The sequence below is a fragment of the Roseateles terrae genome, from assembly GCF_014192155.1.
Classification (GTDB): Bacteria; Pseudomonadota; Gammaproteobacteria; order Burkholderiales; family Burkholderiaceae_C; genus Roseateles; species Roseateles terrae.
Map to the genome: position 1 here is coordinate 974,262 of NZ_JACHXO010000001.1, position 25,438 is coordinate 999,699.

The 25,438-nt window shown below is 66.5% G+C and carries 24 protein-coding genes and 1 pseudogene; 14 read left to right on the forward strand and 11 right to left on the reverse strand.

Annotated features, from left to right (window positions below; all coding sequences use genetic code 11):
• The first annotated feature begins 1 nt into the window (after position 1).
• The 4 genes from FHS28_RS04030 to FHS28_RS04045 all read left to right on the forward strand — a co-directional run bounded on the left by FHS28_RS04030 (position 2) and on the right by FHS28_RS04045 (position 3,598).
• Positions 2-673, forward strand: a complete 672-nt coding sequence (locus tag FHS28_RS04030; protein WP_088448977.1) for an AAA family ATPase — start codon at positions 2-4, stop codon at positions 671-673.
• A gap of 80 nt (positions 674-753) precedes the next feature.
• Positions 754-2,508: a bifunctional metallophosphatase/5'-nucleotidase gene (locus tag FHS28_RS04035; RefSeq protein ID WP_246409472.1), complete on the forward strand. Its 1,755-nt coding sequence runs from the start codon at positions 754-756 to the stop codon at positions 2,506-2,508.
• A gap of 105 nt (positions 2,509-2,613) precedes the next feature.
• Positions 2,614-3,267, forward strand: coding sequence for a hypothetical protein (locus tag FHS28_RS04040; RefSeq protein WP_088448976.1), 654 nt, complete (start codon positions 2,614-2,616; stop codon positions 3,265-3,267).
• Positions 3,254-3,598, forward strand: a complete 345-nt coding sequence (locus tag FHS28_RS04045; protein ID WP_184294119.1) for a hypothetical protein — start codon at positions 3,254-3,256, stop codon at positions 3,596-3,598. Before FHS28_RS04040 ends, FHS28_RS04045 begins: the two co-directional genes overlap by 14 nt.
• A 15-nt stretch (positions 3,599-3,613) precedes the next feature.
• Here FHS28_RS04045 and hslO read toward each other — a convergent pair whose 3' ends face one another.
• Positions 3,614-4,570, reverse strand: a complete 957-nt coding sequence (hslO, locus tag FHS28_RS04050; RefSeq protein ID WP_088448974.1) for an Hsp33 family molecular chaperone HslO — start codon at positions 4,568-4,570, stop codon at positions 3,614-3,616.
• 9 nt (positions 4,571-4,579) lie between these two features.
• Entirely contained in the window at positions 4,580-5,104 is a 525-nt protein-coding gene (locus FHS28_RS04055) for a gamma carbonic anhydrase family protein (protein ID WP_088448973.1), read from the reverse strand.
• Positions 5,105-5,162: 58 nt separating this feature from the next.
• Between FHS28_RS04055 and FHS28_RS04060 the strand changes: the two genes are divergently transcribed.
• On the forward strand, positions 5,163-5,948 hold the full coding sequence (locus FHS28_RS04060; RefSeq protein WP_088448972.1) for a ferritin-like domain-containing protein: 786 nt from the start codon (positions 5,163-5,165) through the stop codon (positions 5,946-5,948).
• Positions 5,949-6,058: 110 nt separating this feature from the next.
• Positions 6,059-6,952 carry a DMT family transporter gene (locus FHS28_RS04065; protein ID WP_088448971.1) on the forward strand — a complete coding sequence of 298 codons (894 nt, stop codon included), beginning with the start codon at positions 6,059-6,061 and terminating at the stop codon, positions 6,950-6,952.
• A gap of 125 nt (positions 6,953-7,077) precedes the next feature.
• Here FHS28_RS04065 and FHS28_RS04070 read toward each other — a convergent pair whose 3' ends face one another.
• Positions 7,078-7,551: an Lrp/AsnC family transcriptional regulator gene (locus FHS28_RS04070; protein WP_088448970.1), complete on the reverse strand. Its 474-nt coding sequence runs from the start codon at positions 7,549-7,551 to the stop codon at positions 7,078-7,080.
• A gap of 133 nt (positions 7,552-7,684) precedes the next feature.
• Here FHS28_RS04070 and aptA point away from each other — a divergent pair, with 133 nt between their 5' ends.
• From aptA to FHS28_RS04100, 6 genes are all read left to right on the forward strand, one after another.
• On the forward strand, positions 7,685-9,025 hold the full coding sequence (gene aptA / locus FHS28_RS04075; protein ID WP_088448969.1) for an omega-aminotransferase AptA: 1,341 nt from the start codon (positions 7,685-7,687) through the stop codon (positions 9,023-9,025).
• 38 nt (positions 9,026-9,063) lie between these two features.
• Entirely contained in the window at positions 9,064-10,026 is a 963-nt protein-coding gene (locus FHS28_RS04080) for a DMT family transporter (protein WP_088449703.1), read from the forward strand.
• Positions 10,027-10,392: 366 nt separating this feature from the next.
• Positions 10,393-11,232: a PIG-L deacetylase family protein gene (locus tag FHS28_RS04085; RefSeq protein ID WP_221193700.1), complete on the forward strand. Its 840-nt coding sequence runs from the start codon at positions 10,393-10,395 to the stop codon at positions 11,230-11,232.
• A 156-nt stretch (positions 11,233-11,388) separates the two neighbouring features.
• On the forward strand, positions 11,389-12,384 hold the full coding sequence (locus tag FHS28_RS04090) for a succinylglutamate desuccinylase/aspartoacylase family protein (protein WP_088448967.1): 996 nt from the start codon (positions 11,389-11,391) through the stop codon (positions 12,382-12,384).
• A gap of 21 nt (positions 12,385-12,405) precedes the next feature.
• Complete coding sequence (locus tag FHS28_RS04095; RefSeq protein WP_088448966.1) at positions 12,406-13,095, forward strand: DsbA family oxidoreductase; 690 nt, start codon at positions 12,406-12,408, stop codon at positions 13,093-13,095.
• Positions 13,096-13,222: 127 nt separating this feature from the next.
• Entirely contained in the window at positions 13,223-14,248 is a 1,026-nt protein-coding gene (locus FHS28_RS04100; protein ID WP_088448965.1) for a recombination-associated protein RdgC, read from the forward strand.
• A gap of 78 nt (positions 14,249-14,326) precedes the next feature.
• On the opposite strand, the gene FHS28_RS04105 is transcribed toward FHS28_RS04100, so the two are convergent.
• The 5 genes from FHS28_RS04105 to FHS28_RS04125 all read right to left on the reverse strand — a co-directional run bounded on the left by FHS28_RS04105 (position 14,327) and on the right by FHS28_RS04125 (position 17,764).
• Positions 14,327-14,749 (reverse strand): hypothetical protein, encoded by a 423-nt coding sequence (locus FHS28_RS04105; protein WP_088448964.1) that lies wholly within the window; start codon positions 14,747-14,749, stop codon positions 14,327-14,329.
• Positions 14,750-14,763: 14 nt separating this feature from the next.
• Positions 14,764-15,810 (reverse strand): tRNA dihydrouridine(20/20a) synthase DusA, encoded by a 1,047-nt coding sequence (gene dusA, locus FHS28_RS04110; protein ID WP_088448963.1) that lies wholly within the window; start codon positions 15,808-15,810, stop codon positions 14,764-14,766.
• 93 nt (positions 15,811-15,903) lie between these two features.
• Positions 15,904-16,635, reverse strand: coding sequence for a Fic/DOC family protein (locus tag FHS28_RS04115; protein WP_088448962.1), 732 nt, complete (start codon positions 16,633-16,635; stop codon positions 15,904-15,906).
• Positions 16,628-17,293, reverse strand: a complete 666-nt coding sequence (locus FHS28_RS23840) for a hypothetical protein (protein ID WP_221193702.1) — start codon at positions 17,291-17,293, stop codon at positions 16,628-16,630. Before FHS28_RS23840 ends, FHS28_RS04115 begins: the two co-directional genes overlap by 8 nt.
• A gap of 90 nt (positions 17,294-17,383) precedes the next feature.
• On the reverse strand, positions 17,384-17,764 hold the full coding sequence (locus FHS28_RS04125) for a DUF7079 family protein (protein ID WP_088448961.1): 381 nt from the start codon (positions 17,762-17,764) through the stop codon (positions 17,384-17,386).
• Between the two features lie 136 nt (positions 17,765-17,900).
• Between FHS28_RS04125 and FHS28_RS04130 the strand changes: the two genes are divergently transcribed.
• On the forward strand, positions 17,901-20,735 hold the full coding sequence (locus FHS28_RS04130; RefSeq protein ID WP_088448960.1) for a TonB-dependent receptor: 2,835 nt from the start codon (positions 17,901-17,903) through the stop codon (positions 20,733-20,735).
• A 30-nt stretch (positions 20,736-20,765) separates the two neighbouring features.
• On the opposite strand, the gene FHS28_RS04135 is transcribed toward FHS28_RS04130, so the two are convergent.
• Entirely contained in the window at positions 20,766-22,157 is a 1,392-nt protein-coding gene (locus FHS28_RS04135; RefSeq protein WP_088448959.1) for an aminotransferase-like domain-containing protein, read from the reverse strand.
• A 171-nt stretch (positions 22,158-22,328) separates the two neighbouring features.
• Between FHS28_RS04135 and FHS28_RS04140 the strand changes: the two are divergent.
• Positions 22,329-23,531 (forward strand): annotated as a pseudogene (locus FHS28_RS04140) (MFS transporter); the annotation flags it as partial.
• Between the two features lie 8 nt (positions 23,532-23,539).
• On the opposite strand, the gene dcsG reads toward FHS28_RS04140, so the two are convergent.
• Together dcsG and FHS28_RS04150 are read right to left on the reverse strand one after the other, a co-directional pair.
• Complete coding sequence (gene dcsG, locus FHS28_RS04145) at positions 23,540-24,448, reverse strand: D-cycloserine synthetase (protein ID WP_088448957.1); 909 nt, start codon at positions 24,446-24,448, stop codon at positions 23,540-23,542.
• 78 nt (positions 24,449-24,526) lie between these two features.
• Positions 24,527-25,438, reverse strand: coding sequence for an SDR family oxidoreductase (locus tag FHS28_RS04150; protein ID WP_246409474.1), 912 nt, complete (start codon positions 25,436-25,438; stop codon positions 24,527-24,529).

Here is a 25,438-nt window from a genome sequence, read left to right on the forward strand (position 1 = left end):
GATGACTGCGTCGCCGCCACTGCACATCGCCCTGCTGGGTGCGGAGAGCACCGGCAAAAGCCAGCTGGGGCTGGCTTTGCAGGAGCATCTGCGCCTGAACACCCGGCTGCGTCCCGCCCTGGTGACCGAATATCTACGCGAGTGGTGCGACCGGGAAGGCCGCACGCCGCGCCCGGAGGAGCAGGCCGCGATTGCGCAGGAGCAGCAGGTACGGGCGGAGCGCGCAGCGCGGGACCATGACATCGTCCTGCACGACACCACCCCGCTGATGACCGCCGTCTACAGCGATCTGCTGTTCCAGGACGCCAGCCTTTATCCGTCCGCGCTGGACTTCCAGCGCCGCATGGATGCCAACCTCGTCATGGCCCTGGACCTGCCCTGGGCCGCCGATCCGCAGCGCGACGGGCCGCATGCCCAGGCGCCCACCGATCGACTCATCCGCCGAGCCTTGCTGCATGCACGGCTGGATTACAGCGTCGTTGGCGGACACGGGCCGGATCGCCTGATGCAGGCGCTCAATGCCCTGGGGCCGTTGCTGCGCCCGCACGTGTCCACCGGCGACGGCATGTTCAGCCGCCTGATGCATCGCGCCGACAGCCTCGGCGGCGAATGGCGCTGTGAGCATTGCGACGACCCGGCCTGCGAACACGCGACCCGTCTGCAACGCCGCTGACATCAAACCTTAGGCACAATCGCCGCCGAACCGGCCTCGCAAATGTTTGCGGAGCCCCGCGTGACCGCCTGGAGCCTTTGATGATCGCTCGACTCTCCCGCCTGCTGCCGGTGTTGCCGGCCACCCTTGGTGCCGTTCTGCTGGCCGCGTGCGGCTCGATGTCCTCCGTGCCGTCGGCGCAGGGACCTGCGACGGATGCATCGTCGGCGTCCCGTTCCAGCGTGTCGGTGAAGGTGCTGGCCATCAATGACTTCCATGGCAACTTGCTGCCGTCTCCCGGCGGCATCCGCATCAAGGATCCGTCCCAGTCGGACAAGCTGATCACCATTCAGGCCGGCGGCGCGGAACGACTGGCCACGATGGTGGAACAGCTCAAGGCCAAGAATCCCAACCATGTGTTTGTCGCCGCTGGTGATCTGGTGGGGGCCAGCCCGTTGTTGTCCGCCTTGTTCCATGACGAGCCGACGATCGAGTCGCTGGGCCTGATGGGGCTGGACCTGTCCGCCGTCGGCAACCATGAATTCGACCAGGGCCTGCCGGAGCTGCTGCGCAAGCAGCAGGGCGGCTGCCATCCCAAGGACGGCTGCAAGGGCCCGACACCCTTCACCGGCGCCAAGTACCAATACCTGGCGGCCAGCACCGTTGACACCGCCACCGGCAAGACCGTGCTGCCGGCCTACAGCATCAAGCGCTTTGACGGCGTGCCGGTTGGGTTCATCGGCCTGACCCTCAAGGGCACCCCGGAGCTGGTCAGCCCCAGCGGCGTGCGGGGCCTGTCCTTCCAGGATGAGGCCGAGACGGTGAACCGCCTGGTGCCGGAACTGGTTCGCCAGGGTGTGCAGACGGTGGTTGTGCTGATCCACGAAGGCGGCGTGCCGGTGGGCGGCTACAACGAATGCCCGGGGATCTCGGGGCCGATCGTGGACATCGTGAAGAAGCTGGATCCGCATGTGGGTCTGGTGGTGTCCGGCCACACCCATCGGGCGTACAACTGCCGCATTGACGGCCGCCTGGTCACCAGCGGGGACAAGTACGGCACCTTGATCAGCGAGATTGACCTGACCCTGGACCGCGCGACCGGCCGCCTGACCGAAGCCCGCGCCGACAACCTGATCGTTCGTCCGGAGACGGCCAAGGATCCGCGCCAGACGGCGCTGATTGCGTCCTACCAGACGCTGGCCGGCCCGCTGATCGACCGTCCGGTGGGCTTCCTCGCCCGCACACTCAGCAAGGAAGGCGACGACCGGAACGCCGGTGGCGGCAGCACCGTCGGCCAGGCGGTGGCGGATTCGATGCTGGCGGCGATGCGTGCGCCGCAAGCCGGTGGCGCGCAGCTCGCCGTGACCAACATTGGCGGCGTGCGCACCAGCATCGTCCGTCGGCCAGATGGTGTGGTGACGTTTGGCGACCTGTTCGCCGCCCTGCCCTTCAGCAACACGCTGGTGCTGATGGAGTACACCGGCGCCCAGTTGCAGCAGGCGCTGGAGGAGCAGTGGCAGGACAAGGACGACCGCTTCATGCCGCTGCAGGTGTCGCAAGGCCTGCGATATGAGTGGGACAAGCGCCGCCCGCAGGGCCAACGCATCGTTCCCGGCAGCCTGACCTTGAATGGCCAGCCGATCCTGCCGCAGCAGCGCCTGCGGGTGGTGGTGAACAGCTTCCTGCAGTCGGGCGGCGACGGCTTCCCGACGCTGTCCAAGGGTCAGCAGGTGCTGGTGGGGCCGGATGACGTGCAGGCGCTGGAAGCCTACTTCAAGAGTCATGGCAGCACGCCAGTCGCTCCCACCGCGCTCGACCGGGTGGTACGCGTGGATCGGGGCGGGCGAGAGGACTGAGTTTTTGTCAAAACTCAGAGCGGGGTCCGTTTGACGCTGGAGGTTTCAAGGCGCACCGTCCACGCTCTCTAAACTGCTCCGGACCTAGATCATGCCGTCCGGAAGATGAGCCTCATCACCAAGGTCAGAGTTGCCAACACGTCGCGGACGGTGGAGGCAGAGGTCGTCCCATGCAGCTTTGCGGATGTGGTCGCTTGGCACCGCCACATCCACATTCCGTTCGTGGCGCAGACGCGCGTCATTGGAAGCCAGTGGGATTGGCCAGCGCTCTACCTCGGGTGCCATGTGTCCGAGCAGACCCTGGGGCGACAGGCGCTCGCGTTCCAGGTCCGAGTGTCTGACGCTACCGGAAACGCAGTGCCCATTGCGCAGGCATTGGTCAGCCTCCCCTATCCATGGCCCGCGGCGCATCACCAGCGTTGTGTGTTCCTGTGGTTTCTAGCCGCCACTCCCGCAACCGCCCTCAACCATTTCGGCATTCGAGATCGGTTCTCCACCTTGCCGCCCTTGCTCGATGTGGCCGTGCAGGTGTCGCTGTCACACGGCCTGGAGGGACGGATCGGCCTGCACGCGGCCCTGGGTCACACCACTAAGGAGAGCGACGCACTGGCGGCCCGCTACGAGCGGGAGGGGCTCAAACGGCGCTCCCGGCTTTCGCGCTTTTTCCGATTTCCGCATCGCAAAGACGACGGCCGGCTTTTCTACTTCGGGCCGGAGGACGCCAAAGCCTTTGCAGCCCGCCAGGATGACCTTCGCTAAGGTTGTCGTGTATCCTCAAAACATTCAAGGTCTTATCAACATGAGTCACGCCATGCCTCAGCCCTGGGATTCATCTCCGACCGAACGCCAGCCGGATCCGCTGTCTGCGGAACCCGGCAAGCGGTCTGTGGAACTGGCATTTCTCAGTCGCCTGATGGACGCCGCCAAGACAGCCGGCTCAGCTGTTTTGAAGCGCGCCGACCGTGCTCCCTCATCGGTCGCGACCAGTCTCGAACACATGCAGAACCCCGTGTTCCAGCAGGCGGCCAGAGCCATGGAGCGGTCCATGCCCGTCAACACCGGTTTTGGCCGGTTCCGTGACGAGAACTGAACCTCAGAGCAGCGTCTACTGAATCTGCTCGCTCCCAGGCGCCTGCTTCTGCGGATCGGTGAACAGCTCGCCGACATCCACGGCATCGAACTTGTAGTGGTTGCCGCAGAACTCGCACCCGATCTCCACGCCGCCCAGTTCCGCCAGGATCTCGTCCACTTCCTTGCGGCCCAGGCCCAGCAGCATCCGGCCCACCCGCTCGCGGGAGCAAGTGCACGCAAAGTGCGGCGTCTGCGGCTCGAAGCGGCGCACGTTCTCTTCCCAGAACAGGCGGCGCAGAATGGTGTCGCTGTCCAGCGTCAGCAGTTCTTCATTCGTCAGCGTCGCGGCCAGCATGCTGATGCGGTTGTACGCATCTTCCATCAGCTCCCGCTCCACACCCGAACTCGCACCCGCTTCCAGGTTGCCCTCACCCTCGATCGGCAGACGCTGAATCAGCAGCCCCGCCGCCCTCTGGTCATTGGCGGCCAGCACCAGCGTGCTGTCGAGCTGCTCCGACTGCCGCATGTAGTGCTGCAGCACGTCCGACAGCTTGTTCAGCGGCTCGCCTTCCGGCCCCACCAGCGACACCAGGCCCTGATACGGCTGCTGCCCGGGCAAGCGGTCCTTCGGGTCCAGCGTGATGGCGCAGCGGCCCTGTCCATGCGCATTGAGCATCTGCTGCAAGGTGGCATCGTCCGGCACGTCGTCGCGCGTCTTGGCGGTGGCGCGGAAGCTCATGTCCGGCTGCACCTCCGCCACCGCCAGCTTCAGCGGACCGTCGCCCATCACCTGGAAGATCAGCGCCCCGCTGAACTTGATGTTGGCCTGCATCAGCACCCCGGCCGCAGCCATTTGGCCCACCAGGTCGCGCACGGCCGACGGCAGCGGCTCCTTGCGCCGGCTCAGCAGCTCTTTCCAGCTGCTGTCCAGCCGCACCAGCATGCCGCGCACCGGCAGGCCTTCAAACAGGAACTTGTGCAGTTCGCTCATGGATATCCTTCAGTCGATTCGAGTCAGGGAGTCGGCATAACGCTGGCCGTTGCGCACGTAATGCGCGGCACTTAGCGCCAGGCCCTGGATCTGTTCGGGTGTCAGTTCGCGCACCACCTTGGCCGGGCTGCCCATGATCAGGCTGCCGTCCGGGAATTCCTTCCCTTCGGTCACCAGCGAGCCCGCGCCCACCAGACAGTTGCGGCCGATACGTGCACCATTCAAGACCACCGCACCAATACCGATGAGGGAGTTGTCCCCCACCGTGCAGCCATGCAGCATCACCTGATGGCCGACGGTCACGTTCTGCCCCAGCACCAGCGGCATGCCGGCATCGGCATGCAGCACGCTGCCATCCTGGATGTTGGAGCCGGCGCCGATGGTGAGGTGGTCGCTATCACCGCGCAGCACCGCGTTGAACCAGATGCTGACGCGGTCGCCCAGCGTCACCCGGCCGATGACCTGCGCGCTCTCGGCCACCCAGACGGCCTCCCCCAGCTCGGGCCTGTGTTCGCCCAATTGATAGACAGCCATGTGACGTGCTCCCGGTCGGTGGCCGGCCGCAGCCGACGCAAAAGCGATAATTCTAAGGATGGAACTCCGCACCCGCGCCTTGCAGGTCCTTCTGATCCCGGATCCGGATGAGAAGGCCGCCGCCGCCCGCGCGCTCTACGATCAACGCGACACCCTCTCTCTGGACCCGGACGCCCTCCTCACGCCCGACGCGGCGCTGCCCGGGCGACCCGAGCGGCCGCGGTTGATGTCCGTGCTGCAGGTGCCGTCCCGCTCGCCGTTCACCATCGAAGGCCGGGCGGCGTTGCTGCATGCCATCGCCCATATTGAGTTCAACGCCATCAATCTGGCACTGGATGCGGTCTGGCGCTTTCCCGGCATGCCGACCGACTTCTACGCCGACTGGCTGCTGGTGGCGGCCGAGGAAGCACTCCATTTCAGCCTGCTGGACAAGCATCTGCGCACCCTCGGCCGGCGTTACGGCGACTTCGACGCCCATGACGGGCTCTGGTCGATGGCGCGCCGCACCGAAGGCGATGTGCTGGCCCGCATGGCGCTGGTCCCACGCACCCTGGAAGCGCGCGGGCTGGATGCCACCCCACCGCTGCAGGCCAAGCTGGGCCGCGCGGGCGACCACCGGGCGGTCGAGATCCTGGACATCATCCTGCGAGATGAGGTTGGCCATGTGCGCATCGGGAACCGCTGGTATCGGCATCTGTGCCGGGAACGCGGACTCGACCCGGTGGCGCTGTATCCCCGCCTGGTGGAACAGTTCGAAGCTCCGCGGCTGCGACCGCCCTTCAACGTCCAGGCCCGCAGCGAGGCTGGCTTCAGCGATGAGGAAATCGCCTACCTCAGCAGCTGAGGCATGATCGCCGGTCTTGACGCCAGCGGCGTCGCGCCCTCCCCCGGTTCAAAAGCGCCGCGCGTGCACCGACCTGGCGGGTGATCCCTGCCCCGAGATCCGTTGTTCCCATGTCCCGCATCCAAGCCAACCTGCTGCTCACCCTGGTCGCCGTGATCTGGGCCTCCGCTTTCGTCGCCCAGTCCCGCGCGATGGAAGTGATGGGGCCGATGATGTTCACCGGCATCCGTTTCCTCATCGGGGCGCTGGTGGTGTTGCCGCTGATCCTGCGTGAGCGCCGAGCCCCCGGCGCCCGAACCTTGACCGCCTCGGACGGCGGCAAGATCGCCGGACTGGGGCTGCTGCTCACCCTCGGCGCCGCGCTGCAGCAGATTGGCATCCAGCACACCACCGTCACCAACGCCGGCTTCCTGACCGCGCTGTATGTGCCGCTGGTGCCGCTGCTGGGCTGGCTGCTGCTGCGGCACTGGCCGCACTGGTCCGTCTGGCCGGGCGCGCTGGCCTGCCTGGTGGGCGCCTTTCTGCTGTCGGGGGCGCATGAATTGAAGATTGGCCTGGGAGACGCCTGGGTCGTCGCTTCCGCCCTGCCCTGGGCGCTGCATGTGCTGCTCATCGGCGTGGTCGCGGACCGGATGAACTCCCCGTACACGGTGGCCGGCGGACAGTTCCTGCTGTGTGGCCTGCTGGGTCTGACCTGGGGGCTGGTCAACGAGCCCTGGAGCTGGGAGGCCGTCCAGGCCGCCGCAGCGCCGCTGCTCTACACGGGGGTGCTGTCCGTGGGCGTGGCCTTCACCGCGCAGGTCGTGGCCCAGCGGTATGCGCATGCCGCCGATGCCGCCATCATCCTGTCGTCGGAAACGCTCTTCACCGCCGGCTTTGGGTATGTGCTGATGGGTGACCGCCTGTCCGCGGCGGGCTTGCTGGGCTGCGGGCTGATCCTGGGCGCGATGCTGCTGATTCAATTGCTGCCCATGCTCCGGATCCTGCGGCCACGGGCCGCATGAGGGCGCACGCAAGACGGCCCCGAGACGGTCTCGAGAGGGCCTCAAGACAAACTGACCACGCGCTGCGCACAGACCGAGCACGGCCCGGCCCATGGACGGCGCAGACCTGACCCCGCCCCGGCCACTCACTCAAGCGGAAACGCCGTACTGCGCTTCACCGTCCGCAGCACCAGCATCGAATTGGCGCGGGCCACGCCCGGCAGTTGCATCAGCACCTGGGTGTGCACCCGTTCCAGGTCTTCCGCATCCCGGTAGGCAAACCGCAGCAGGTAGTCGTTGCTGCCGGCCACGTAGAAGCAGTCCAGGATGTCGGGCGAGTCCTTGACCGCCTGCTCGAATTCGGCCAGCGCCGTCGGCGTCATGCGCTCCACATTGATGATGGTGTAGCTCGTGCCCGGCTTGCCGATGGCCTTCGGATTCAGCAGGGCCACCACGCGGTCGATCACCCCTTCGTCCTCCAGCCGTTTGACCCGGCGCAGGCAGGCCGACGGAGACAGGTGGATCTGCTGGGCCAGCGCCTGATTGGAGAGGCGCGCGTCCTGCTGCAAAGCGGCCAGAATGGCACGGTCGATCGAATCCAATGTGGGCGGGATGCTCATGTGCCGCATTTTCTGCTGGATTCAGTGGATGGCGCCGCAGGAAATTGCGCCAGCCCGGGTTTGCCCGACAGCACAACGCTTCCCGATTGCGCCGGTCGTTCTCTAGACTCCCTGAATCTCGCAAGGATTGCCCATGACCGACGCCCACACCGCCGCAAACTCGCCTGCGACCACCGATATGGACGCCTACTGGATGCCCTTCACCGCCAACCGGCAGTTCAAGGAATCCCCGCGCCTCCTCACCCGTGCCGACGGCATGTACTTCACCGACGACCAGGGCCGCCAGGTGCTGGACGGCATCGCCGGCCTGTGGTGCGTCAACGCGGGCCACAACCGGCCGCGCATCGTGCAGGCCATCCAAACCCAGGCAGCCGAGCTGGACTTCGCGCCGCCCTTCCAGATGGGCCATCCCAAGGCCTTCGAGCTCGCATCGCGGCTCACCGAGATCACGCCCGAAGGCCTGAACCGGGTCTTCTTCACCAACTCCGGCTCGGAAGCGGTGGAGACCGCCCTCAAGATCGCCCTGGCCTATCACCGCGCCCGGGGCGAAGGCCAGCGGACGCGGCTGATCGGTCGCGAACGCGGCTATCACGGCGTGAACTTCGGCGGCATGTCGGTCGGCGGCATGGTGGCCAACCGGAAGATGTTCGGCACCTTGCTGGCCGGCGTCGATCACATCCGCCATACGCTGGACATCCAGCGCAATGCCTTCAGCGTCGGTCTGCCGGCCCACGGCGCGGAACTGGCGGACGATCTGGAACGGCTGGTCGCTTTGCATGACGCCTCCACCATCGCTGCGGTGATCGTCGAGCCGATCGCCGGGTCCGCCGGTGTGCTGCTGCCGCCGCAGGGCTATTTGAAGCGGCTGCGGGAGTTCTGCGACAAACACGGCATCCTGCTGATCTTCGATGAGGTGATCACCGGGTTCGGGCGCACCGGCCAGCCCTTCGCCGCGCAGACGTTTGGTGTGACGCCCGACCTGATGACGGTGGCGAAGGGCCTGACCAACGGCTGCGTGCCGATGGGGGCCGTTTTTGCGCGGCAGTCCATCCACGACACCTTCATGCAGGGGCCGGCCCATCTGATCGAGCTGTTCCACGGCTACACCTATTCGGCACATCCGCTGGCCTGCGCGGCCGGTCTGGCGACGCTGGACACCTATGCGGACGACCAGTTGCTCACCCGCGCCAGCCACATCGGCGGTCACTTCGCCGAAGCGCTGCATTCGCTGCGGGGCGAGCCGCATGTGATCGACGTGCGCAATTTCGGCCTGGTGGGCGGTGTTGAACTGACGCCGCGGCCGGGCGAGCCGACGAAGCGGGCCTTTAGCGTCTTCCTCGACTGCTGGGAGCAAGGCGTTCTGGTGAGAACCACGGGCGACATCATTGCGCTGTCCCCCCCGCTGATCGCCAGCGCGGAAGACCTCAGCCGGATGGTCGAGGCCATTCGCACCGCTCTGCGGCGGCTGGCTTGACGGGACCGACTCCGCCGTCAGGCATGATGGCGGCCGCCATGCCTAGCTCCAGTCCCACTTCCGCCGCCGCCACCCCTGGTGATGCCCACGCACGCGCCCACGCGGTGCCCTGGCTGGCCTACGGCTGCCTGGCCGCCAGCACCAGCCTGATCGGCAGTTATGTCGGTTTGTCCAAGCTGCTGGTGGCGGTCTTCCCGGTGTTTCTGCTGGCGTGGCTGCGCTTTGGCATGGCCGCTGTGATCATGGCCCCGTGGCTGGTGAAGACGCCGGGGGAAGCCCCGTTGTCCCGGCGCACCAAGGGCCTGCTGTTCCTGGAGTCCTTCTTCGGCAACTTCCTGTTTTCAATCTGCCTGCTGTTCGGCGTGCGGCAGAGCTCCGCCGTGGTGGCGGGGGTGATCATGGCCGGCATTCCGGCGGCGGTGGCTTTGCTCTCGTTCCTGTTCCTGCGGGAGCGCATCGGCGGACGGGTGCTGGCCGGCATTGCGCTGGCGGTGTCCGGCATTGCGATGGTCGCCCTGCATCAGCAGGAGGGCAGCGCGCAGCAAAGCGGCTGGGGCGCCCTGCTGCTGCTGGGCGCGGTGCTGTGCGAAGGCAGTTACGTGGTGATTGGCAAGCAGCTGACGCAGGCGCTGTCGGCCAAGCGGATCAGTGCGCTGATCAACCTGTGGGGCTTGGCACTGGTGACGCCGCTGGGGCTCTGGCAGGCCCTGGACTTCGACTTTGCCGGCGTGGATCTGAAGCACTGGGGTCTGCTGCTCTTCTACGCCGTGGCCGCCAGCATGGTGACGGTATGGCTGTGGATGCAGGGGCTGCGACATGTCAGCGCGCCCAAGGCCGGGGTGTTCATGGTGTTCCTGCCGATCTCGACGGCGCTCATCGGGGTAATCTTCCTCAATGAGAGGATGTCCGGCCTGCAGGCGCTGGCGTATGGGCTGGCGCTGGGCGGGGTGGTGCTGGCCACATGGCCGCAGCGCGGGGCGGTACGGACGGGTGGCCACTGAGCGACTGAGCGAGGTGACATGGCGCGGGCCCCCGGCCTTATGGGCAAGCTCCAAAAAGCAATACAAGTGGTCGAGGAGCGACCGCAAAAACGCCGGAAACTGCGCTAGGCTTACTACCAATGTAATACCATTTGGCCTCTGGCGCTCCGCCGTTCGCCCTGTGACTCTGCTTCCATGCCTGCCTTTGATCGCACTTTGACCAGCTCCAGCCCCTCGTCCGACTGGGAGGCTTGGGTGGAAAGCTGGTGCGAGGTCCTTCAGCAGCCGCCACGGGGCTTGAGCATGAGGGCCTCCACAGGCGATTTTTCGGGTCCAGCTGGTACCGGTGCCGTCAGTGGTCCCGTCTTGCGCCATGCTGTTGAGGCGTTGACGCGTCTATCAGAGATATCAGAGACGCCGCAGCCAGAGGCGCGGCAGCACCAGCCCGATGCGCCCAAGGCGGACACGCTCCCATCTCCGCCCCATGCCCTGATCTTCGCCCCCCACCCCGACGACGAATGCATCGTCGGAGCGCTGCCGCTGCGCCTGCACAAAGAGGCAGGCTGGCAGGTCACCAACGTGGCCGTCACCCTGGGGAGCCGACAGGAACGCCGCGCGGAACGCCTGGCGGAACTCCAGGCCGCTTGCGACGTGCTCGGTTTCGGTCTGCACCTGCTCTCCGACGAAGGCTTCGAGCAGGTCAAGCCCGAAGCGGCTGCCGCCCGCACGCCGCTGTGGCAGGAGCAGGTCTCCCAGGTGGCCGGCCTGCTGCGCACCGTGAAGCCGGCGCTGGTGCTGGTGCCGCACGCGGGTGATGGCATCCCCACCCACATCGGCGTGCATGCGCTGGTGAGCGAGGCATTGGCCCAGGCAAGGATCAATACGGTCGTTGCCTGGACAGAGTTCTGGGCCACCCAGGCCGCTCCCAACCTGCTCGTGGAGACGGGCGTCACGGACACGGCCCGGCTGGTGCGCGCCCTGTCCTGCCACCATGGGGAGATCGCCCGCAATCCGTATCACCTCCGGCTGCCAGCCTGGATGGCGGACAACGTGCGTCGGGGTGGCGAACTGCTCGCCGGCCCCGGAGAGACGCCGCCGCCGTTCGGTTTTGCGACGCTCTACCGACTCTCACGATGGGTGGACGGCGAGCCTCAAGCCGATCTGCCGCCTCGCATGGTGTCCTGCGAGGAGCCGCTCGACGCGGAGGCCTTGTTGTCCACTCACTAAAGCCGGGGCGGATGCGGTGGCGGCATACTGGCCCCGGATCGCGCCGCTGCCGTCCCTTGACGCTTTCAAACAGCGCACAGCGGCGCTACCGTCTATCGCATTGACGCATTTCCGCATTTCCGCACTAGCGCACGACCGCCCCCAACCCCTCACGCCATGACCCAGTCCACCGCCCCCACCCACCTGCGCATCCACCAGTTCGCCGGCTTGAAGCCCGGGCCGCGCCTGCTGGTCAGCGCCGCGGTGCATGGCAATGAAGTGGCCGGCGTTGGCGCCATCGAACGGGTCATGCGTCTGCTGGACGAAGGCAGCCTCACCCTCCTGCAGGGCGCGCTGACGATGATCCCCATCGTCAATCCGCTGGCCCACCGGCTGAAGCGCCGCGAAGGCGATCGCAACCTCAACCGCAACCTGCGCCCCACCCCGATCCCGCAGGATTTCGAGGACCGCATCGCCAACCAGCTCTGCCCGTGGCTGGCGGCCAGCGACGTCCTGCTGGACCTGCACAGCTTCAACAACCCCGGCCCCGCCTTTGCGATGCTGGGCCCGCGCGACAACAATGGCGACCTGGAGCCCTTCCGCCACCAGGCGGCGGAGAGCGCCCTGGCGCTGGCTGTCGGCACCGGCCGCATCGTCGAGGGCTGGCTGTCCACCTACGCCCTGGGCCTGAAGCGCCGCGCTGACAAGGCCAGTGACGGCACCCGCCGCATGGCCCTGCAGCAGGATCCGCACTATGGCGTCGGCACCACCGAATACATGCGCAGCCAGGGCGGCTACGGCATCACGCTGGAATGCGGGCAGCATGAAGATCCGAACGGCCCCGAGGTGGCATTCAATGCCATCCTGCGGACCCTGATGCTGCTGGGCATGGTCGCCGCGGGCAGTGCCGGCGTGCAGGCAGCCGATCCGAAGCGCCCGGTGGAACTGCTGCAGCTGTATGAAGTCATCGACCGGGAGCATGCGGATGACCGCTTCGAACGCCCCTGGGCCAGCTTCGACGCCGTGGCCGAAGGCGAGCGCATCGGCACCCGTGCGGATGGCACGCCGGTGCTGGCGCCGGCGGGGGGCCGCATCGTTTTTCCCAATAGCAAGGCCGAGCCGGGCAACGAATGGTTCTACCTGGCAAAGCCCAGTGACCGTGCATTGACTTGAGCCTGCCGCTAGAGTGGATGCATGACTGACACCCTCCACCCCGCGCCTGTGCGCATCGATTTCGTTTCCGACGTGGCCTGCCCCTGGTGCGCGGTCGGCCTCAAGTCCCTGGAGACCGCGCTGGCGCGTCTGCCGGAGGTGAAGGCGGACCTTCACTTCCAGCCCTTCGAGCTGAATCCGAAGATGCCGCCCGAAGGCGAGGACATCGAGGAACACCTGACCCGCAAGTACCGCTCCACCAACGAGCAGCGGCAGCAGATCCGCCAGCACCTGCGCGACCGGGGCGCCGCCGTGGGCTTCACCTTCACCGAAGGCGCCCGCAGCCGCATCTGGAACACCTTCGATGCGCACCGGCTGATCCATTGGGCCGGACTGCAGTCCGCCCAGGCGCAGCGGGACCTGAAACTCGCCCTGCTGACCGCCTATCACACCAGCGGCAAGAACCCGGGCGACCGGGAGGTGCTGCTGGACACCGTGGCGGGCATCGGCCTGGACCGGGCGGAAGCCGCACGCGTGTTTGACGGCGGCGACTTTGCGGACGATGTGCGGGAAGCGGAATCGCTGTGGCAGGACCGCGGCATCAGCTCGGTGCCGGCGGTGATCCTGAACGAAAAGTACCTGATCTCGGGCGGCCAGCCGCCGGAGGCCTTCGAGCAGGCGCTGCGTCAGGTGATGCAGGAGATGGCCGAAGAAGGCTCAACCCAAGCCTGACCGTGACGCAAGGGGGATGATCCGCCTGCGGGGGTCTGCCCAGACCTGAGACAATACACGGACGTTTCGCCGGGGCCCACGCTGTCCGCGTGGGCCCTTTTGTTTTTGTGCATCTGTAGTTCCGTCCATGTTCAAGAACCTGATCATTTATCGCATCGCCAATGACTGGCAGCCCAACGCCGAGAAGCTGGAAGACGCGCTGGAGGAGGAACGCTTCACGCCCTGCGGCGCCACGCAGGCGCTGTCGGCTGGCTGGGTGCCGCCGCGCGGCGAGCCCGGCGCCCGTCTGCTGGAAGAAATCGAGGACCACTGGCTGCTGAGCCTGCGCCTGGAAAAGCGTGTGCTGCCCGGTTCGGTGGTGCGCGAGCATGTGGAAGAGCTGGCCGAGAAGATCGAGCAGGAAACCGGCCGCCGCCCCGGCAAGAAGCAGCAGCGCGACATGAAGGAGCAGGTGGAGCTGGAACTGCTGCCGCGCGCCTTCACGCTGCAATCGCATCTGCGGGTGTGGATCTCGCCGAAGCAGCATCTGTTGATGGTGGACGCTGGCTCCATCGGCAAGGCGGACGAGCTGATCACGCTGCTGGTGAAGGCCGACAGCTCAATCAACCTGCACCTGCTGCAAAGCGCTGAATCGCCGGCGGCCTGCATGGCGGCATGGCTGATGGACGGAATGCCGCCCAAGGACTTCGTGATCGACCGTGACTGCGAACTCAAGGCGGCGGACGAGATGAAGGCGGCCGTGCGTTATGCGCGGCACAACCTGGACACCGATGAGGTCAAGGCCCATCTGACCAGCGGCAAGATGCCGACGCGCCTGGCGCTGACGTGGAAGGAACGGGTGTCTTTCACCCTGACCGACACGCTGCAGGTCAAGGGCATCAAGTTCCTGGACATCGTGTTTGACGGCCGTGACAAGCCGGCGAAGGACGAAGCCTTTGATGTGGATGCGGCGCTGGCCACGGGCGAACTGAGCCAGCTGATCCCGGATCTGGTGGAAGGCCTGGGCGGGGAGCTGGACTTCATCGGGCAGTCGGCCAAGATTGCGGCGGAGCATGCGCCGAAGTCAGCGGCGGATGGTGCTGAGGGCGTTGCCGAGCACCGCACGCCCGCCATGGACGCGGATCTGGCGACGGAAGCGGCGCCTTGGGATTGAGCGGCTGACGCCGTGTAGCTGCGGTGATCGGAAGAGACGACGGGGCCCGAAGGCCCCGTTTTTTTCAGCCAAGCCGATTCAAGGCTCGACGATCTGCGCCTCGTCGCTGGGATACACCGACACAGCGACCGCCACCCTGGCCTCGGCGGCGAGCTTGAGCAGCTCGACGGGAAAGGTGAACGAGGCCCACCCTGGCGGGTGAATCGCCACGCCAAAATCAAGCAACACCTCCTCGACGCCGGGGAACGACGAAAGGCGCTGAATCGCCTCGAGGTTAGCCGCCAGAAACTGCACCGCATCGCTCAGTTGCTGCGTGACTTCGTCGAAGTCGGCGGCACTCGCGATGACGCGAATGCCCGAGGAAGACATCCGCGCTTCCTGTGCGCTCCCGCGAAACTTCTTCTCGCCGCGGCGCCAGCTTGAATGAATCACGAGCGGGGATGCCGCGACGAAGTCGTCCACGTCGAAGGCGACCCCGCTGGCTCGGAGCATGCAGGTCATGGCGTCGCGCCCGCTTACAGCGCCTGAAACGCCGGATGCTGCCGCGCAATCTCCGCAGCGGTCTCACGCGCCTCGGTCGCCTGACGGGCCACCTCACGCACCGGCAACTGCTTCAGCCGGTGGTCCGACCACACCTGGCGCCAGCGCCGCGCGCCCGGCAGGCCGTTCCACAGTCCCAGCGCATGTCGCATCGCCTGCGACCACGGGCGGCCTTGCGCCACTTGCTGTTCCAGATAGACCAGCCACTGCGCTTCCACTTCCTCGCGGGTCTGTACCGGCGCAGCCTGTGCACCAAAGAAGCGCTGATCCCAAGCGGCCATCTGCCACGGCTCGTGATAGGCCTGACGACCCACCATCACGCCATCCACATGCGCCAATTGCTCTTCAATCTGATCGTCGGTCTTGATGCCGCCATTGATGGCAATCGTCAGCGCGGGGAACTCCTGCTTCAGCCGGTGCACCAGTTCATAACGCAGCGGCGGAATGTCGCGGTTTTCCTTGGGCGACAGGCCCTGGAGCCAGGCATTGCGGGCGTGCACGATGAAGACCTCGCAGCCGGCGTCGGCGATGGTGCCTACGAAGTCCCGGACGAAGTCGTAGCTCTCGATCTTGTCGATGCCAATGCGGTGCTTGACCGTCACCGGGATGCTCACCGCATCCTTCATCGCCTTGACGCCATCAGCCACCAGATTCGGCTCGGCCATCAGGCAGGCCCCGAAGGCGCCGCGCTGCACCCGCTCACTGGGGCAGCCGCAGTTCAGATTGACCTCGTCATAGCCCCATTGCTGGGCCAGTTTGGCGCACGCCGCCAGGTCGGCCGGCTCGGAACCGCCGAGCTGCAGGGCGACCGGGTGCTCCTGCTCGCTGAAGTCCAGATGCCGCGGCTGGTCGCCGTGCAGCAGCGCGCCGGTGGTCACCATCTCGGTGTAGAGCAGCGTGTGGCGCGTCAGCAGCCGGTGGAAGTAGCGGCAATGGCGGTCGGTCCAATCGAGCATGGGAGCGACCGACAAACGCCAGGGAGACAGCCCACCGACGCGGGCTTGCGTGACTTCTACATTCATGAGAATCCAATGCGCCGGACGATGGCTGTCCGGCGTGACGGGCCCGGCGCCAGGTGGGCCAGGCGGAATGCCCGATTTTCGCTGAATCCAGACTCAACGCCCGATCCGGTAGTCCCGCCGCCGCTCAAACTCCCGATATTGATCAGACACTTCCGCGTTAGCGTAGTTCCCAGCTACAGCATGGTCCGGGCCCTGGCCGTCGAGGCCAGGCAACCCGTTCAGCATCCCGCCCCAGACTTGCCGGTGCAATCCTTCACCTACAAATGGCAGGAGATAGTTGTCCAGGATGCCTTTGCCCGGCGTCGCGATCTCATCGCTCAACGCAGTGAGGTACGCAGACTTGCTGGTCCGATGCCATTCGATGCAAAAGCCGGCACGGTGACACAGCTCGGTGTGAACCACCAGCATCGTGCGGCCATTGCCATCGAGAAACGGATGCCCATAAGCGAACAGACCCGTGACCTCGCCGGGACGCTGCCGCATCAAGCGCCTGTCGTTTCCGATCCGCAGACCTTCCTGTACCGCGAGCCTGGCGTGAGCCGGATGGCAAAACCAGGTTCCCGCTTTTGTCACTGCAATGTCGGGCGCTGTGGTCGCGCGATCTTCGCCGGCCCATGGATAAAAGCCCTCGAAGAGAATGCGGTGGACGGCAAGAAAGTCTTCGTAGCGCAAGGCACCTCGCCGTCTTGAAAGATGGGTAATGGCCTCCTCCAGGCTGGCTCGAAACATCTGGTGCTCAAGCTCCTGGACGATCTTCGAATCCTTCTCTGCAAACCTGTTCCGAAGATAGCCGGCCGTTGCAAAGTCTCTGAACGGATCAAACACCCTGCTTGCGCTCTCGTAGGTAATTGACCAGCAGACTGGCCATGTCAGCCTTGCTCAGTTTGCCCGCACGCTTCAAAGCGACCAACAAATCCTGCACCGGACCCGAACGCACTTCATCACCGGCCAGACGGGTGATGGTCTCGGCCCAATGGTCCGCCGGAGTCGCCTTGTAGTCCACCCCATGACGTCTGGCGAGCGAGCGGACATAAGTTTCGACATTGGCAGTCGGCCATGCCACTGGCTCTGCGGGATGCCCTTGAACTGGCTGGGCGCCACGACGACTGCGATTGTTGATGTAGCGGACCGGTTGCTCACCCAGCGACAGCTTGCGGGACATCCGCCGCTCGCCGGTATCCAGCACGACCGTGCCATCCGCGGCGTCAGTCACTTGCGCATTGAGTTTGCGAGCCACTTCATGCCCCAAGGTCTGGCTGTCCACCACCGGCACCACCTCTCTCGTGGCTTCATCCCGATGCGCTTTGGCATAGACGCCGAGCCCCAGGCGGATGAGTTCACCGTCCTGCTGAAGCGCTCGCAGCGCTTCAGACACTTGCGATGGACTCCCCAGCGGGGCGAGGTCGGAACGCAGCACGACCGGACCCGAACGCCGCCGGATGGACTGGCGCATGCGGTCGGTGAGCTTCATCTTCGAACCCATTTCCGCATCGTATCAGCATCAGGCCGCAAAGTCAGAAAACCCCAATGACATCAAATGGTTGCGTGTGCAAATCATGCCGGTCAAGAGTGATCACCCCGCACAAATCTGCATCACTCTCGCCCACTCTTCCCGCGTGCGGGAGGTCCACAAGCGGATGCGCAGTCGCTGAAAGAGGCTTCTGGGCGGCGCCCCGCGCAGCCGATGCCGCTCGATCGCGCTCATCAGCCACTCCTCCTCAAATCCATCCCACACACCGCCCGGCACCGCCCACAAGTTCCGCCAGCAGGCCGGCGCCACTTCGGTCTCATAGATCCGCTGCAGCTCCGCCGGCGGCAGCCCCGTCGACTTCAGCACCCGCGCCAAGGCAGCCAGATCCCCCTTGGCCAGTTCCGTATCCAGGAACAGGCATGAAATCGCCACCTGCGCCTCACGAATTGCAGCCGTCCGCTGCTCCACCTCATTCAGGGACATCGTCCCATCCCCCTTCTGTCAGCAAACGTACACCAGTTGTTTCCACGCGACTGACCGTATGTCTCCCAGTTTGCTGGAAGGTCACGCCTTTCTAGACTGAGTCCCATGCCTCAGAGGCTTCGCAGGGAAGAATGACATGAACAACATCACGACGCGCGCGAACGGCTCGCAGCGTACCCCGTCCTGGGCCCACTTCCGCCGCCCAGCGCCCCATCGTCTCGCCGCGTCACTGGGCCTGACCGTCACCCTCTCCTTGCTAACGCCCCTGGCCGTCCTGGCGCAGGCCACCGCTGCCGATCCTGATGCACCGCCGCGCAAGCTCGAACGGGTCGAGGTGACCGGCTCGGCCATCAAGCGCATCGCCGATCAAGGCGCCCTGCCCGTCCAGGTGCTGACCCGTCAGGACATCACCAAGGCCGGCGTCACCACCGCTGCCGAGCTGCTGGCCACGGTCTCCGCCGCCAGCAAGGGCCTGACCGACGGCGTGAGCATCGGCACCGGCGGCTTCAAGGACCAGATGGGCATGAACTCGGCCAACCTGCGCGGCCTGGGCACCTCTTCCACCCTGGTGCTGCTCAACGGACGCCGCATGGCCAACTTCGCCTCCCCGGGCGACGACCAGGGCGTGGACCTGAACAACATCCCCGCCGCCGCCATCGAACGCGTGGAAGTGCTGCTGGACGGCGCCTCCGCACTCTACGGCACGGACGCCATCGGCGGTGTCGTCAACTTCATCACCCGCAAGGACTTCCAGGGCGTGCAACTGGATGCCTACGGCGGCTTCTCCGGCGAAGGCGGCGCGGGCAAGCGCACCGGCACCGTCTCCGCCGGTTATGGCGACGTCGGCGCGAACGGCTTCAACCTGTTCGGTGTGCTCGACTTCCAGCGCACCGACGCGCTGCGCACCTCGCAGCGGGACTTCATCGGCGACCTGAAGATTCCGGAGCGCCTGCCCCATCTGCTCTCCGGCGTGACCTACCCCGGCAACATCCGCCTGAGCGGCGACCAGCGCGACTATCTCCAGTCCGTCGGCTTTGCCATCAACGGCAAACCCATCGTCAACCGCACCATCAACCTCAGCGCCCCCACCTGCCAGCCGCCGCACACCCTGTATCTGCCCGGTGGCGTGGGCGGCGAAGACGCCTGCACCTACGACTACATGCGGGATCTGGAGCTCTATCCGAAGACCGAAAAAACCGGCTTCCTCGGGCGCGGCGTCTTCAAGATCAACGACAACCACCAAGCCTTTGTCGAATACGCCTACAGCCGCGCGCGCAGCTGGTACGTCGGCACCAGCAACCGCATCGATGCCGAGCTGGACGTCGACAAGATCCCCGCCCTGGCCGCCACCGGCCTGGGGGACGCGCTGCCGGACGACCGCACCATCGAAGTCCGCACTCGGATGATCGAGGCCGGCAACCGCGCCAGTCAGCTGACCAGCACCGGCACCCGGGTGGTCGTCGGCATGACCGGCACGGTGGCTGGCTGGGACTACGACTGGGGCTACAACCACAGCGTCAACCGCGTCTCCGACCGGGACGTGCGAGGCTACTTCCCCGAAGACCAGACCCTGCAGGCCTTCGCCGACGGACTGTTGAACCCCTTCGGCCCGTCCAGCGCCGAAGGCCTGGCGCTGCTGAAGTCGATCAACATCGATCAGGAAGTCCGTCGCGCCCGCGGCGTGATGGATTCGCTGGATGCCAAGATCACCCGGTCCCTGACGAGACTGGAAGGCGGCGATCTGGCCATTGCGCTGGGCGGCGAATTCCGCCGTGAGCGCTCCGCATCGTCCGCCAGCGACCTGCTGATGTCGGACAACATCCTGGGCGACAGCTCCCCCGGCGACTCGCAGTTCACCAACAATTCCCGAAAGGTCTGGGCGGCCTACGGAGAACTGCTGGCGCCCTTTGCCAAGGGCTGGGAGGCGCAGTTCTCGCTGCGTCACGACCGCTACCAGCGCATCGGCGCCACCACCAATCCCAAGCTCGGTCTGCGCTGGGCCCCGGCGCCCGACCTGACCCTGCGTGCCTCCGTCGGCACCGGCTTTCGCGCGCCGTCGATGGACGACCTCTACCGTCCCACCAAGGTCACGTTCACGTCCATCCTGCCGGACCCCGTCTGCATGGCCGAAAACGACAACGACCTCAGCTTCTGCGCGGACGCCTGGGAGACGCACACCTTCTCCAATCCGAAGCTCAAGCCGGAGAAATCGCGCCAGTTCAGCCTCGGCGTGCTGACCGATCCTTCGCCCTACCTCAGCCTGGGCGTGGATTACTGGAACATCCAGAAGCGCAACCTGATCAGCACCATCGGCGACGACGTCATCCTGTCCAACCTGGACAAATACGAGCCGCTGGTGCACCGCTACAACGAGGATGAAGGCCTGGCCGGCTGCGACTACGACCCCACTGACTCCAGCATCTGCTTCATCGAGCTGCGCAAGGAAAATCGCGGCCGCGAGAAGACCTCGGGCCTGGACCTGACGATGCAGCTGCGCTCCGGCGCCACCGACTGGGGCCGCTTCTCCGCGAAGCTGGTGGGCACCTGGACCCTCAGCTCCAAGCGCCAGACCGGGGACGGCGACGCCTACATCAGCAACCTCGGCCGCTTTGTCACCGACGGCGTGGTGCAGCGCTGGCGGCATCGACTGAATCTGGACTGGTCGCGCGGCGACTGGAGCCTGAACCTGGCCAACACCTTCTACAGCGGCTATACCGACCAGAACTCGGCCATCGATACCGACACCGGCACGGTGGTGGCCAAGAACAAGGTCAAGGCCTATTCGCTGTGGGATCTCTCGGGCGGCTGGGAGGCGACGAAGGCGCTGTCCTTGCGGGCAGGCGTGAAGAACCTGTTCGACACCGCGCCACCTTTCTCCAACCAGGCGTATTTCTTCATCTCCGGCTACGACCCGAGCTACACCGATCCGCGTGGACGCTTCTTCTATCTGAGCGGCAGCTACCGGTTCTGAGCACGGCGCCCCCCGGCGCAGGTCCGGTCTTCACATCGGCTTGGTCAGAAACGCCATGGCCCGCGGATCATCGACATAACTGACGTTGATCCGCAGCCAGGGGCAGACCGCCAGGTCCGGCGTGAACACCGAGCCGGGCGAGAAACTCACGCCCCGCGCCGCTGCCCGCGTGACGAGCTCGGTCGCATCGTCCACGCCCGGCCAGCGGGCCCACAGGAACATGCCACCGCTGGGCCTGCAGAACAGCTGCCAGCCGGCCGTGGTCAACACCCGGCTGGCCTGCGCCAGTTGCCGGTCCAGCCGGCGACGCAGCCGCTCCACCAGCTTGCGGTAGCTGCCGTTCTCCAGCATCACCGCCAGCACCTCTTCCGCAAAGCGTGAGGAGGTGATGCTGGTGAGCATTTTCAGATCCACCAGCCGCTTGATCAGCGCCGGTGCCGCCGCCACGAAGCCCACCCGCAGCGAGCAGGACAGGCTTTTGGAAAAACTGCCGATGTAGATGACGCGGTTGAGCTGATCCAGCGCGGCCAGTCGCGGCGTGGTGCTGCTCTGGAAGTCGGCATAGATGTCGTCTTCCACGATGTTGAAATCGTGCCGCTCCGCCAGTTGCAGGATGCGGTGGGCCGTGGCCACCGAGATGGTGCTGCCGGTCGGGTTCTGGAAGACGCCGTTCAGGAAGAAGAGCTTGGGCTGATGCGTCTCCAGCACCCGCTCCAGTGCTTCCACATCCGGCCCGTTGGGCGTGCGCGGCACGCCCACCATGCGGATGCCCTGCAGCTTCAGCAGCCCGAAGAGGTTGTAGTAGCCCGGGGTCTCCACCAGCACCGTGTCGCCGGGGCGCAGCAGCAGCCGCACCAGCAGGTCCAGCGCCTGGCTGGCGCCGCTGGTCAGCAGGAATTGATTGACCGGCGCTTCGATGTCCATGCTGTAGAGCCGGCGGCTGAGCGCCTTGCGCAGGCTGGGGCTGCCCAGCGGCGTACCGTAGTCGAAGAGGCCGCTGCGATCGCGACGCACGGTCTGGCGGATGGCATAGGCCATGTCTTCGCTCTCCCGCCAGCTGTCCGGCAGCCAGCCGCAGCCCAGCTTGACGGTGTCGTTCTGCTCGCGGAACAGATGCCAGAGCTCGTCGGTGACGCTCTCCGCGTCCCGCGGGTTGGCCATGCCGGCAGCGGGGAAGCGCACCGCGCCGTCCTCCACGTAGTAGCCGGAGCCGGGCTGCGAGCGGGCCAGGCCCCGGGTGACGAGCCGGTCATAGGCCTCGATCACCGTGTTGCGGCTCACACCCAGGTTGGTGGCCAGGCTTCGGATGGACGGCAACCGCGCCCCCGGTGCATAGACGCGCCGACCGATATGGGCCTGAAGGCCCTGCTCCACCTGGTCGGCCAGCGGGGTGTCGGAGTCACGTTGGATCTGCAAATTCATGGTGGGGCTCGGTGGGCGGGCACTGTTTCTGAAACGGATGGGTACGGTGGGTGCCGGAAGGCGTCAACTGTGCCTGTGTTTGTACCCATGTCCTGGCTATCCTGCAATGCAGGCAGGCCCCAGGGCACGCAGCACTGAGGGGCGAAACCCACACCAGAGGCCAACGAGGGAGCGTTCGCGGGAATGGCACAGACACAACAACATCCGTCATGGCTGGCCGCCGCGCTGTGCGTGATGACCACCGGCGTCAATCTGCAAGCCCCGTTGTATGCCGCCTACGCCCGTGCGGACGGCGTCGGGGTGATGGCCACCACCGTCGCCTTCTCGTTCTATGTGGCGGGTGTGCTGCCGGTGCTGCTGGCGCTGGGCGGCCTGTCGGACCGGATCGGCCGGCGCCGGGTGATGCTGCTGGCCCTGGTGCTCTCTGCTGCAGGGACGCTGCTGATGCTGTTGCATCCGCATGTGAGCACGCTGGCCGTCGCGCGACTGGTGCTGGGCACCGGGACGGCGCTGATGTCCGCCACGGCCACCGCCTACATGCTGGAGCTGTTTGGCAGCGAGCGCGCCTCCCGCGCCGCCAACTGGGTGACGGCCAGCACCTCCATCGGCTTCGGCCTGGGACCGGTGCTGACCAGCGTCTGCCTGATGCTGCAGGACTCTCTCACCCCGCCCAGCTTCCTGCTGCATCTGGCGGCGGTGGCCGTGTGCGGCCTGCTGGTCTGGCGCCTGCCCGAGACCGCCCCCCGCAGCGGGCCGCGTGCGCCGATGCTGCGCCTGCCCTACTTCACAGCCGAGGGCCTGTGGTTCGGGGCGGCCATCCTGCTGTGCTGGGCCACGACGGGCCTGGTGATCTCCATCCTGCCGTCGGTGCTGGCGCCGCACGGGCTGTCGCGGTACTCGGGGCTGGCCACCATGCTGGCGATCAGCTGCGGGCTGCTGTTCCAGCCGATGGCGCGCCGACAGGAGCCGCGTCACGCGGTCCGAATCGGACTGATGGTGCTGGTGCCGGCCTATGCGCTGCTGGCCTGGGGCGCCTGGTCCGGCACGCTGATGGCAGTGCTCGCTGGGGCACTGGCGGCCAGCAGCGCCTGTTACGGCTTTGTCTATCTGGGCGGGCTGGCCGGCACGGCGGAAGCCGCCGGTGACCAGAAGACCCGCGCCAGCGCCGCCTACTTCCTGATGGCCTATGTCGGCTTCAGCCTGCCGGTGATCTTCACCGGGTTGCTGGCGGACCATTACGGCACCGCCACCGCCCTGCTCACCTTCGGGCTGCTGCTGGCCACCGGCGCGCTGGCGCTACTGAGCCGGCCCGCCCCGGTGGTGGACCTCTCCGAGCTGCCAACGCGTCCGGCCGAGGCCTTCGTCAAGCAGTGATCGTGGACTCAGCCGCCCATACGACGCGCAATCGCCTGCGCAAAGCGCAAGGCGCTGCCCTCGGCAAACGGCAGGTTCAGCGAGGGCTCGCACAGCTCCAGCTCCAGGACACGCGGTTGGCCGCTACCGTCACGGATCAGGTCGACCCGGGCATACAGCAGCGGCTGTTCCAGCTGCAGATGCCGGGCAGCCGCCTGCAGCGCCCTGCCCGCGACGGCCTGCTCCTGCGCATCGGCCTGACGCGCCTGTCGCAGCTCCTGGGTCGGCACGTGCACCGTGCCGTCGGCCATCAGCATGGCGCCTTTGCGGATGGCGTGGCTGTAGTGCCCGTCGAAGAAGGCCAGGTTGGTCTCGCCGTCGCGGTCGATGGCCGACAGATACGGCTGCAGCATCACATGCGCGCCGCGGGCCTGCAGATGGCGGAGATAGAGGTGGGCTTGCGCCTGCGCCGCGCGGGGAAACCGCCGCACGTCCTTGGAATAGGCGCCGACCGTGGGCTTGATGACGACCTCGCCCGACTCGGGATGGCGCGCCATCAGCGAGCCAAGCGCCGCGAGCGATGCCGCTTCGCCGACCTGGGGCGCCACGAACTCGGTCGGCACCACCGGCACGCCGGCCTCGGCGAGATCACGCAGGTAACGCTTGTCCAGCGACCAGCGCGACACCTGCGGCGGATTGAGCAGCCGGGTGCACTGCGCCACCCGGTCGCACCAGGCCAGAAAGGCGGGCAGCGCCTCGACATAGTTCCAGGGCGACCGCAGGACGGCAGCGCCATAGCGCCCCCAGTCCACCTGCGGATCTTCCCAATCACAGACCTGTGCCTGCAGACCGACCGTGCGACAGGCGGCAAGCAGCAGCGGCATGTCGACATCGATCGGCAGGCTGCCGGCACTGGTGACCAAAGCGAGAGGTTTCATGATGAAGTGTTTTGAGCTTGAGCGTGGAAGAGCCGTCCAGCCGCAGGACCCCAGCGTGGCGCCGTGGCCCTGCGAGCGTCACCACGGGATCTGGCGCCCCAGATGCACGTACTGGCCCGTCGGTCCGTCGGGGCCCAGCAGGGCCATGCGCACGCTGGTGGACGCGCCCTGCCGCGGTTCCAGATCGCCGGCGCCGTCGTTCATGTCGGTCCTGGTGTAGCCGGGGTGAACCGCGTTGACCTTGATCGGCGTCTCGCGCAGTTCATAGGCCAGATGCACGGTCCAGGCGTTCAGCGCGCTTTTGGAGGCGCTGTAGGCCGGCAGCGACTTGAACATGTCGCTGTAGGCGTAGGACGCTGGATCGCTGTGGGTGCCCAGGGACGCCAGCAGGCTGGACACGTTGACGATGCGCGCAGCGGGGGCGCGCTGCAGCAGTGGCAGGAGGGCCTGGGTCACGGCGACCACGCCAAAGAGGTTGGTGGCAAAGGTCTGATGCCACTGCGTCAGCGGTTGCTGCGATGGGCGGCGGCCGTAGGACTCCAGGCGGATGGCGGCGTTGTTGACGAGGATGTCCAGGCGGCCGTAGCGCTGGCCGATGCCGGCGGCTGCGGCTTCGATGCTGCGGGCGTCGGTGACGTCCAGCACCACGGCCTCCACATCCAGGCCTTCGCTGACGAGTTGGCGGGCCGCTTCGGCGGCGGCTTCGGCCCGCCGGCCGCTGAGCAGGACACGCACGCCCTCCGCCGCGAGCTGACGGCAAATCTCCAGCCCGATGCCTCGGTTGGCGCCGGTGACCAATGCAATCTGCCGGGCAGCGTTCGGACCGGCGTCGGTGCGCCTTGAATCGGCGCGCTCGATAGCAGCACGGGGCGCGGATGCCGTGAAGGAGCTATCGACCAGGCCAGCCGCGGCGGTTGCGGCGGTTGCGGCGGATGGATCCATCGGAATCGCGGTGGGCTGCCGGTGCGTGGCGATGTTCGTTGTGGACAT

Bases quoted from the DNA above. Each gene is read 5' to 3' on its own strand.
- FHS28_RS04125 (WP_088448961.1), bottom strand. From the start codon at position 17,764: ATGTCCCTGAATGAGGTGGAGCAGCGGACGGCTGCAATTCGTGAGGCG.
- dcsG (WP_088448957.1), bottom strand. From the start codon at position 24,448: ATGAAACCTCTCGCTTTGGTCACCAGTGCCGGCAGCCTGCCGATCGAT.
- FHS28_RS04095 (WP_088448966.1), top strand. From the start codon at position 12,406: ATGACTGACACCCTCCACCCCGCGCCTGTGCGCATCGATTTCGTTTCC.
- FHS28_RS04105 (WP_088448964.1), bottom strand. From the start codon at position 14,749: ATGACCTGCATGCTCCGAGCCAGCGGGGTCGCCTTCGACGTGGACGAC.
- FHS28_RS04135 (WP_088448959.1), bottom strand. From the start codon at position 22,157: ATGAATTTGCAGATCCAACGTGACTCCGACACCCCGCTGGCCGACCAG.
- FHS28_RS04060 (WP_088448972.1), top strand. From the start codon at position 5,163: ATGGAACTCCGCACCCGCGCCTTGCAGGTCCTTCTGATCCCGGATCCG.
- FHS28_RS04035 (WP_246409472.1), top strand. From the start codon at position 754: ATGATCGCTCGACTCTCCCGCCTGCTGCCGGTGTTGCCGGCCACCCTT.
- FHS28_RS04065 (WP_088448971.1), top strand. From the start codon at position 6,059: ATGTCCCGCATCCAAGCCAACCTGCTGCTCACCCTGGTCGCCGTGATC.
- FHS28_RS23840 (WP_221193702.1), bottom strand. From the start codon at position 17,293: ATGGGTTCGAAGATGAAGCTCACCGACCGCATGCGCCAGTCCATCCGG.
- FHS28_RS04030 (WP_088448977.1), top strand. From the start codon at position 2: ATGACTGCGTCGCCGCCACTGCACATCGCCCTGCTGGGTGCGGAGAGC.
- FHS28_RS04080 (WP_088449703.1), top strand. From the start codon at position 9,064: ATGCCTAGCTCCAGTCCCACTTCCGCCGCCGCCACCCCTGGTGATGCC.
- aptA (WP_088448969.1), top strand. From the start codon at position 7,685: ATGACCGACGCCCACACCGCCGCAAACTCGCCTGCGACCACCGATATG.
- FHS28_RS04090 (WP_088448967.1), top strand. From the start codon at position 11,389: ATGACCCAGTCCACCGCCCCCACCCACCTGCGCATCCACCAGTTCGCC.
- FHS28_RS04070 (WP_088448970.1), bottom strand. From the start codon at position 7,551: ATGAGCATCCCGCCCACATTGGATTCGATCGACCGTGCCATTCTGGCC.
- FHS28_RS04040 (WP_088448976.1), top strand. From the start codon at position 2,614: ATGAGCCTCATCACCAAGGTCAGAGTTGCCAACACGTCGCGGACGGTG.
- hslO (WP_088448974.1), bottom strand. From the start codon at position 4,570: ATGAGCGAACTGCACAAGTTCCTGTTTGAAGGCCTGCCGGTGCGCGGC.
- FHS28_RS04130 (WP_088448960.1), top strand. From the start codon at position 17,901: ATGAACAACATCACGACGCGCGCGAACGGCTCGCAGCGTACCCCGTCC.
- FHS28_RS04045 (WP_184294119.1), top strand. From the start codon at position 3,254: ATGACCTTCGCTAAGGTTGTCGTGTATCCTCAAAACATTCAAGGTCTT.
- FHS28_RS04150 (WP_246409474.1), bottom strand. From the start codon at position 25,438: ATGTCCACAACGAACATCGCCACGCACCGGCAGCCCACCGCGATTCCG.
- FHS28_RS04100 (WP_088448965.1), top strand. From the start codon at position 13,223: ATGTTCAAGAACCTGATCATTTATCGCATCGCCAATGACTGGCAGCCC.
- FHS28_RS04055 (WP_088448973.1), bottom strand. From the start codon at position 5,104: ATGGCTGTCTATCAATTGGGCGAACACAGGCCCGAGCTGGGGGAGGCC.
- dusA (WP_088448963.1), bottom strand. From the start codon at position 15,810: ATGAATGTAGAAGTCACGCAAGCCCGCGTCGGTGGGCTGTCTCCCTGG.